The sequence below is a fragment of the Phyllobacterium sp. P5_D12 genome, assembly GCF_054049495.1.
The window spans coordinates 1-1,414 of sequence record NZ_JBFUMG010000844.1 but is presented as its reverse complement, the minus strand read 5'-3'; the positions used below and the strand labels follow the sequence as shown (position 1 = coordinate 1,414).

Genomic DNA, 1,414 nt, shown 5'->3' with positions numbered 1-1,414 from the left:
CAATGATGATTGCAAATTCGTCCCCACCCAGCCGGAACGCTGTCTCCCCTGGACGGTCCTTGCCAATCATCTTGGCCACACTTTTGATCAGGAAGTCGCCCACCAGGTGTCCCATGGTATCATTGACAGATTTCAAGTGATCGATATCTACCAGAAGTAGCCCGAAATCGGCTTGGTCATGAACCCGCCGGCAAAGCATTTCATCAAAGCGGGCTCGATTGGAGAGCCCGGTCAGCGCGTCAAAGTATGCCAGCTTATAATCGCGCGCCTGCATCTCTTCATGCTCAATGGCAATTGCGCACAGATGAACGCAGGTCTGAACGATTCGCCTCTCGAGTTCATTGGGAGTCCGGACTGTTTTGTAATAGAAAGCAAATGTACCCACCACGCGTCCATCGCGCGACTTTATAGGAGTGGACCAGCAGGCTCGAAGTCCAAGTGGCAGGGCCAGAGCCTTGAAATCAGCCCAGAGCGGGTCGGATTTTATATCTGAAACTATCACGGGTTGGCCTAGGTAGGCTGCCGTTCCGCACGACCCAACTGTGGGGCCGGCTTCGATGCCATCGAGGGCCTCAGAGTAGGCGTCAGGCAGGCTTGGCCCAGCCAGCGGGTGAAGCTTTTGATCCGGGTCAACCGTAAGCACTGAACATACGATGGTTGGAACTAGATTCTCGATCCTACGACACAGCAAATCGGCAATGTCACGCAGTGGATCACCAGAGGCCACAGCTTCCAGAATTTCATTCTGAATATGGAGCAGGAGATCACTGACGCCAGGCTTCATACAGATTTCCACATTAAAGGGATTTTCGCACCGGTCGTGCAATACTACTTCTTATCCGTAAAGATAACATGAGCAGACGATTGTTGTTCAATTAACTTCAGTCGCCCATCAAGTGTGGATCGACGGCGCGCCAGAGCATTGTTTCTGTCCTCGAAGACGACCTCGTCGAGGTTAATGAAGGGCGAGTGTGACGTCGTCGGCATAGCCGGACTTGCAGCGGCTACTCATATCGATCGCGATGCGCGTCGACATAACGKCATCATAATGCAGGGAAAGGTGGGGCGGCGTGGATAGTCCGGTCTTGTTTTTTTGCAGGGGCCCGACAAGAGCTGTCTCAAACAATTACGCCCGATTCAAGTTGAAAGCGATACCGGTCTGCCCGGAAATACAGGATGACATACTCGATCGGGTTTGGGTCTTCGACAAATGAGCTACGGCGAATAATCAGCACGGGAGCTCCTGGGGCCACATGGAGATGATTTGCCATTTCTGCCTGGACGACCGCTGCCTCGATATATTCTGAGGCGCGAACAACTTTTGCACCAAACTCGCGATGGAGCCATTCGTATAACGAGCCTTCGTTGAGCGTCCTTATAGAGGGGGGCGGTTTGTCCTGGAGGAATTTTGGGG

Annotated in this window: 2 protein-coding genes; both read right to left on the bottom strand. The window is 52.9% G+C overall.

The annotated features are described in order from the left end of the window. Positions 1 to 784: diguanylate cyclase domain-containing protein (locus ACXJ5O_RS26965; RefSeq protein WP_457302591.1), on the bottom strand; the 784-nt coding region annotated here is incomplete at its 3' end. Between the two features lie 334 nt (positions 785 to 1,118). Then, on the bottom strand, positions 1,119 to 1,414 hold a 296-nt coding region (locus tag ACXJ5O_RS26960), incomplete at its 5' end, for a UTRA domain-containing protein (RefSeq protein ID WP_457302590.1).